Annotated in this window: 1 protein-coding gene; it reads left to right on the top strand. The window is 31.4% G+C overall.

From position 1 onward, the window contains the following. Positions 1-140 precede the first annotated feature (140 nt). Positions 141-1,433 (top strand): IS4 family transposase, encoded by a 1,293-nt coding sequence (locus EM932_RS20615; RefSeq protein WP_135879095.1) that lies wholly within the window; start codon positions 141-143, stop codon positions 1,431-1,433. Positions 1,434-1,458: the final 25 nt, after the last annotated feature.

The raw sequence follows: 1,458 nt of genomic DNA, 5'->3' as shown, positions 1-1,458 counted from the left end.
TCAATGCTATTAAGTTAGTGTTGTAAATAATTGGTTTACAGTTGTTTATGTTTGTTTTTCTAGTTGTATTTTCGTATATTTATTTAATAATCAGATAGATATAAGATGCAAAAAAAACGGCTGTATTTATTATAAAAATAATGACAACAAAAATTTTCAGTAAATCCTACCAAGACGCTTTTAAAGTGAATAAACAAGATTTTACACGACAAAGAAAATTAACATTTCCCTGCACTATTATTTTTATGTTGAATTTAATAAAAAAGAGCCTATCTATTGAAATAGATGGTTTTGTTAACCACTTAAAATCCCATAGGGAGCAATCCTTTTCTTTGAAGCCTTTTTCTAGTAGTGCTTATGTACAGTCACGTAAGAAAATAAAAGCAGAAGTTTTCATCTCATTATCATCAGTATTAGTAGATGAGTTTTACTCTGACAATGATTTAGTAGTAAAGCTTTGGAATGGGTTCAGACTTTTAGCTGTAGATGGTTCTACAATGAATTTGCCATCAACAAGAGAAACACACCGTATCTATGGAAAAGCAAAAAATCAGACAGGGGATACTGCTGTTCAAGGTAGAGTATCTGTCCTTTATGATGTTTTAAACCAATTGGCTCTGGATGCTGATTTGGCTCCACGCTCTAGCTCAGAAAGAGAACTAGCTTTAAAACATCTAGGGAAAATCGGATCATCAGATCTGATCATTTATGATAGAGGATATTATTCCTATGAATTTATTAAGGAGCATGTTAATGCTGGTATAGATTTTATTATTAGGGCTAAAGCAGATTTGAATATCGTAAAATCCTTTATAGCTTCAAACAAAAACACCCAAACTGTTGAAATAACTTTAGGAAGACCCCTTTATAAAAGAGAAAGAGGCATTGTAGATATCAGTCCAATAAAAATAAGGCTTGTTCGAGTGGAATTACCAAAGGGAGAAATAGAAGTTATCGCTACCTCCTTGTTGGATGTGAAAAAATACCCATCCAAACAATTTAAAGCGCTCTACTTTAAACGATGGAAAGTAGAAACCTATTATGATGAACTGAAAAACAAATTAAAGGCAGAGCACTTTACAGGATATTCTAATAGAGCTATTCAACAAGATTTCCATACAGCTATACTGGTCAGTAATATACAATCACTAATTGTGAATGATTTAAAAGAAGAAATCAATATAGAGGCCAAAGCGAGAAAATGGGAATACAAAGTAAATACTAATTTGAGCTACGGATTCCTTAAAAATAGAATTCTAAACTTGTTTTTGTCCAATCACACTACTGATTTGGAAGTAGCATTCAATGAAATAAAAGAACTCTTTAAAAAACACCTTGTCCCCATTAAGCCCAATAGATCTAATCATAGAAATAAAACAAAACGAATCACCAAAAAGCATAAAGTAACTAAAAATCAACGAGATGCTATTTGATGAATCCTTAACTTAATAGCATTGA

Source organism: Flavivirga rizhaonensis (genome assembly GCF_004791695.1).
Taxonomy (GTDB): Bacteria; Bacteroidota; Bacteroidia; order Flavobacteriales; family Flavobacteriaceae; genus Flavivirga; species Flavivirga rizhaonensis.
This window is presented reverse-complemented; position numbering and strand designations above follow the sequence as displayed.